Below are 5,688 nucleotides of genomic sequence, written 5' to 3'. Positions count from 1 at the left end.
CTTCTTCTGTAGAACCTCTAATACTAATAGGTGCGTTATAAACTGCTTGAAGCCACGGTCTTTTCTCTAAGGAGATAGGTGCACCTTTATGTCTTATCGCAAATTCGGTAAACTCATACGGAGTCATCGCAAGTTGTTCGGGAGTATATATGGCCTCAGAATTAGACATTGACATAGATCCCCTAGTTCAGATTCTTTTTAAGGTTAGCGGAGGTAGGCTTATTAATGAAGCAAATAATGGAAGCAAGATCATTGGTGTCGTTTCGCAGAAGGATGAGGAAGTAGAGAATCCAACTTCTAAGGATATTAATAAGGTTGGAGTAGTTGCACGTATTCTAAGGGTGTTAAAAATGCCTGATGGAAATACAACAGTAATTATTCAGGGTAAAAAACGCTTCCAGATCACCCAGGTGGTGACCGAAGAACCTTATATGAATGCTACCGTTGCTGAGGTTCCTGATAATCGTCCTGAGCAGGATAATGCTGAATTTGGAGCGATCATAGAGTCAATCAAGGATCTTGCGCTTCAAATTATCAAAGGGAGTCCAAATATTCCTTCGGAAGCTTCTTTTGCGATCAAGAACATAGAAAGTAATTCTTTCCTGATCAATTTTGTTTCTTCCAATATGTCTCTATCCGTTTCTGAAAAGCAGAAGTTACTGGAGATGAACGATCTTAAGGAGCGAGCACTTTCCACGCTGAAGCATATGAATACGGAGAACCAGAAACTGGAACTCAAAAATGACATTCAGAGTAAGGTTCAAAGTGATATGAGCCAACAGCAGAGAGAGTATTTCCTTCACCAGCAAATGAAGACGATCCAGGAAGAACTTGGTGGTGTTTCTCACGAAGGTGAAATTGTGGAAATGCGTGACCGCGCTAAAGACAAACAATGGGATGAGGATGTTAAGAATCATTTTGAGAAAGAACTTTCCAAAATGCAACGTATGAATCCGCAGGTTGCAGAATATTCCATACAAAGAAATTACCTGGACCTGTTCCTGGATCTTCCATGGAACGAGTTCAGTAAAGATAAATTTGATCTAAAAAGAGCCAAGAAAATTCTTGACAGGGATCATTATGGTCTTGATGATGTAAAAAGAAGGATCATTGAATACCTTGCAGTTTTAAAGCTGCGTAATGATATGAAATCTCCAATTTTATGTCTTTACGGACCTCCAGGAGTTGGTAAAACTTCTCTTGGAAAGTCGGTAGCAGAAGCACTGGGCAGAGAATATGTCAGGATTTCTCTGGGTGGCCTACGAGATGAAGCAGAGATACGCGGACATAGAAAAACCTACATTGGTGCTATGCCAGGTAGAATTATTCAAAGTTTGAAGAAAGCTGGAACCAGTAATCCTGTTTTTGTTCTGGATGAGATCGACAAATTAAGTATGGGAAATGCGGGAGACCCTTCTTCAGCATTACTCGAAGTACTGGATCCTGAGCAGAATTCAGAATTTCATGACAACTTCCTTGAAATGGGATTTGATCTATCCAAGGTAATGTTTATCGCTACCTGTAATTCCTTGAATACGATTCAGCCGGCACTAAGAGACCGAATGGAAATTATCAACGTAACAGGTTATACCATTGAGGAGAAAGTAGAGATCGCAAAAAGACATTTACTTCCGAAGCAATTAGAAGAACACGGTCTAACTGCAGAACACCTCAAAGTGGGTAAAAAACAACTTGAGAAAATTGTTGAAGGTTATACTAGGGAATCTGGAGTGCGATCTCTGGAGAAACAAATAGCCAAAGTAGTTAGATACGCAGCCAAGAACATTGCGATGGAAGATGAATATAATATCAAATTGAACGATGAAGATATTATTGAAATTCTTGGAAGTCCTAAAATGGAGCGGGATAAATATGAAAACAATGATGTTGCAGGTGTAGTTACCGGACTTGCCTGGACCCAGGTAGGTGGTGATATTTTGTTTATCGAATCTATTCTCTCTAAAGGCAAAGGAAACCTTAGTATTACCGGAAACCTTGGGAAAGTGATGAAGGAATCGGCCACCATTGCTATGGAATATATCAAAGCGAATGCAGACGATCTTGGAATAGATGCTTCAATTTTTGAAAAGTACAATGTACACATACACGTTCCGGAAGGGGCAACCCCGAAGGATGGTCCAAGTGCAGGTATCACCATGCTTACTTCTCTGGTATCGCTATTTACTCAGAAGAAGGTGAAGAAGAGTATTGCCATGACCGGCGAGATCACCTTAAGAGGAAAGGTTCTTCCTGTTGGCGGAATCAAAGAGAAGATCCTGGCAGCCAAGAGAGCCAGAATCAAAGAACTTATTCTTTGTGAAGAAAATAAGCGTGATATTGAGGAGATCAAGGACGAATATTTAAAAGGTCTAACCTTTCATTATGTAAGGGATATGAGCGATGTCATAAATATTGCCATTACCAAGCAGGCGGTAAAGAACGCTAAGAAGTTATAGATCCAGAAAAAGCCCCGAAAGGGGCTTTTCTTATATATAATGATGAGGTAAAGGCTTTAAAAATTTACCTTTGTAATTCGAAGTTTCAAGTATATGAGTAAAAAAATAACAATCGCTATTGATGGCTTTTCTTCCACAGGTAAAAGCACTGTTGCAAAAGGACTGGCAAAAAAATTAAATTATGTATATGTGGATACCGGTGCCATGTACCGCGCGGTAACTTTGTATATGATGCGAAAGCTGTTCGTCTCTGATACTAATTTTGATCAAGAAGCAATTATCAGGCATCTTCCTTTTGTGAGTTTGAAATTTGTTTTCAACGAACAGAAAGGTTTTGCTGAAATGTATCTTAATGGTGAAAATGTCGAGAAGGAAATTCGATATATGGAAGTTTCGGAACAGGTGAGTAAAGTTGCAGCTGTACCTGATGTAAGAAAATTACTCGTAGACCAGCAGCAGGAAATGGGAAAAGAAAAGGGTGTTGTGATGGATGGTCGCGATATAGGGACCGTAGTTTTTCCAGATGCTGAACTGAAAATCTTTATGACAGCTTCTACTGAAAAAAGAGCCCAACGAAGATATGATGAGCTTATTGAAAGAGGTGATGAAGTGGAATTTGACGCGGTCTTGAAAAATGTAAAGGATCGTGATTTTATGGATTCTACTCGCGAAGATTCACCGCTTATAAAGGCTGATGATGCTGTGGAATTCGATAATTCAGACCTGGATCTTCAAGAGCAATTCGACCAGATATTAAAAATTGTAGAAGACAGATTGTATGAATAAATGTCTGAGAACAGAGGCATAAGTAAATCGGTACTGTATTTAATGTCTGCCAGTGCCGGTTTGGTAGTAGCCAATAATTACTACAATCAACCCTTATTAAATTTAATTGCGATTGACTTCGGCGTTTCTGAAGCAGCAGTGAGTAATGTTCCATTATTTACTCAGCTTGGATATGCCTTTGGATTATTATTTATAATTCCGTTAGGAGATAAATTTTCCAGGAAGAAAATGGTGATGGTAGACTTTATTGTGATCATTATTAGTCTTCTCGCTATGGCAATAGCTCCGAGTTTACCAATTTTAATATTCTCAGGATTTGTTGTTGGCTTTTCTTGCGTGGTGCCCCAGGTATTTGTGCCTATGGCGGCGCAGTTAGCAAACCCGGAAAACAGGGGTAGTGCCATTGGTACCGTAATGAGTGGATTACTTATTGGAATTCTGGGAAGTAGATTCATTAGTGGTTACGTAGGGGAATATTTTGGCTGGCGTGCCATGTATTATGGCGCAACCGGCATGATGCTAATACTTTGGTTACTTCTAAAATTGAAGTTACCAGAACTTCAACCCGATTTTAAAGGGTCCTACAAACAACTCATGCAATCTACCTGGCATTATTTCAAAACCGAAAGTCCGGTGCGACTTGCTGCGGTGAGAGGAGGACTTGGATTTGCAGGTTTCAGCGCCTTCTGGACTACTTTGGTTTTTGTAATGGAAGATAATTTCAATTATGGAAGCGGTATCGCCGGAGCATTCGGGTTGCTGGGAATAGGAGGGGCATTGGCGGCCACTGTAATTGGTAAACTCAGCGACCGTATGAAAAAGAACAATTTGATCACTCTGGCCACCCTTATCATGCTCTTAGCCTGGGTGATTTTCGAGTTTTCAGGCAATTCGATAATAGGTATGGTAATAGGAGTCCTTTTGGTAGATATGGGCTTGCAATCGCTGCACATTACGAATCAGAATATTATTTTTTCCAGGAATCAGGATGCACGCAATCGAATAAATACGATCTATATGGTAGGATACTTTGCTGGCGGTGCACTGGGAACCATAACGGGAGCATATGCCTGGGAGCTTTTCCATTGGGAAGGAGTGGCAACTCTAGGTCTTTTTTACACGATACTCATTTTAATTACACACATCTTTTTCAAGAAAACTACATCTGCTTAAAAATAGAGGAGTAGGGGGTTTGAATTATATAAATTAAGTTGTATTTTTGCACTCCTTTTTGGCAGAATACCGGGAATCCAAAAAGGGTTGAAAATCAAAACTATAAACAACTTCTGTAGTTTCTGTTTTGCTGAAAGATTTCCGAAGAAACACAGAATACAAATTTAGGAGTCAGTAATGGCTGAAGAAAACACAAACAAAGAATCTCAGGAAATCGAAGTACAAGATGTTGCCGGTATGGCAAATGAGTCTCAACCTGACGCAGAAACGCAACAGGCAAACCCTGAGAAATTTCTAGAAGAATTTAACTGGCACAACTACGAAGAAGGTATTGATCCTATCGACGATAAGAAGCTGGAAGAATTTGAAAAATTAGTAGCTGAAAATTTCGTTGACACTTTAGATGACGAGGTTGTAACAGGAAAAGTAATTAATATTACAGATCGTGATGCAATCATAGATATCAATGCAAAGAGTGAAGGTGTTATTTCTTTAAACGAATTTCGTTACAACCCAGATCTTAAAGAAGGTGATGAAGTAGAAGTGCTTATCGACGTTCGTGAAGATTCTACTGGTCAGTTAATCCTTTCTCACCGTAAGGCGAGAGTGATCAAGGCATGGGAAAGAGTGAACACTGCACATGATGAAAGTCTTGTTGTAAATGGATTTATTAAATGTCGTACTAAAGGTGGTATGATCGTAGACGTATTTGGTATCGAAGCTTTCCTTCCAGGATCGCAGATCGATGTGAAACCAATTCGTGATTACGATGCTTACGTAGGTAAGAACATGGAATTCAAAGTTGTGAAGATCAACCACGAGTTTAAGAACGTTGTTGTTTCTCACAAAGCGCTTATCGAAGCAGATATCGAAGAGCAGAAGAAAGAGATCATTGGACAGCTTGAAAAAGGTCAGGTACTTGAAGGTACTGTCAAGAACATTACTTCTTACGGTGTATTCGTTGACCTTGGAGGTGTTGATGGACTTGTTCATATTACAGACCTTAGCTGGTCTAGAATCAACCATCCAAATGAGATCGTTGAACTAGATCAAAAACTTAACGTTGTAATTCTTGATTTTGATGAGTCTAAGTCTAGAATCCAATTAGGTCTTAAGCAACTTAGCCAGCACCCATGGGATGCTCTTAGCGAAGAACTTAAGGTTGGTGACAACGTGAAAGGTAAAGTAGTCGTAATCGCAGATTACGGTGCATTTATTGAAGTTGCTGAAGGTGTTGAAGGTCTTATCCACGTTTCTGAAATGTCCTGGAGCA

At 39.7% G+C, this 5,688-nt stretch carries 4 protein-coding genes; all 4 read left to right on the top strand.

Annotation, left to right across the window (positions count from 1 at the left end; genetic code table 11):
- Positions 1 to 149: 149 nt before the first annotated feature.
- A complete protein-coding gene (gene lon, locus QZ620_RS13260; protein ID WP_295182521.1) occupies positions 150 to 2,456 on the top strand; it encodes an endopeptidase La in 2,307 nt (768 codons plus the stop codon).
- Between the two features lie 93 nt (positions 2,457 to 2,549).
- Entirely contained in the window at positions 2,550 to 3,242 is a 693-nt protein-coding gene (cmk, locus tag QZ620_RS13255; protein ID WP_295182518.1) for a (d)CMP kinase, read from the top strand.
- Complete coding sequence (locus QZ620_RS13250; protein WP_295182515.1) at positions 3,243 to 4,415, top strand: MFS transporter; 1,173 nt, start codon at positions 3,243 to 3,245, stop codon at positions 4,413 to 4,415.
- A 177-nt stretch (positions 4,416 to 4,592) separates the two neighbouring features.
- Positions 4,593 to 5,688, top strand: a 1,096-nt coding sequence (locus QZ620_RS13245; protein WP_295182512.1) for a S1 RNA-binding domain-containing protein, incomplete at its 3' end; no start/stop codon positions are given.

This window comes from uncultured Christiangramia sp. (genome assembly GCF_913046405.1).
Lineage (GTDB): Bacteria > Bacteroidota > Bacteroidia > Flavobacteriales > Flavobacteriaceae > Christiangramia > Christiangramia marina.
Note: the sequence above shows the minus strand (reverse complement) of the source record. Positions and strands in the feature narration are given on the sequence as shown.

Bases quoted from the DNA above. Each gene is read 5' to 3' on its own strand.
- lon (WP_295182521.1), top strand. From the start codon at position 150: ATGGCCTCAGAATTAGACATTGACATAGATCCCCTAGTTCAGATTCTT.
- cmk (WP_295182518.1), top strand. From the start codon at position 2,550: ATGAGTAAAAAAATAACAATCGCTATTGATGGCTTTTCTTCCACAGGT.
- QZ620_RS13250 (WP_295182515.1), top strand. From the start codon at position 3,243: ATGTCTGAGAACAGAGGCATAAGTAAATCGGTACTGTATTTAATGTCT.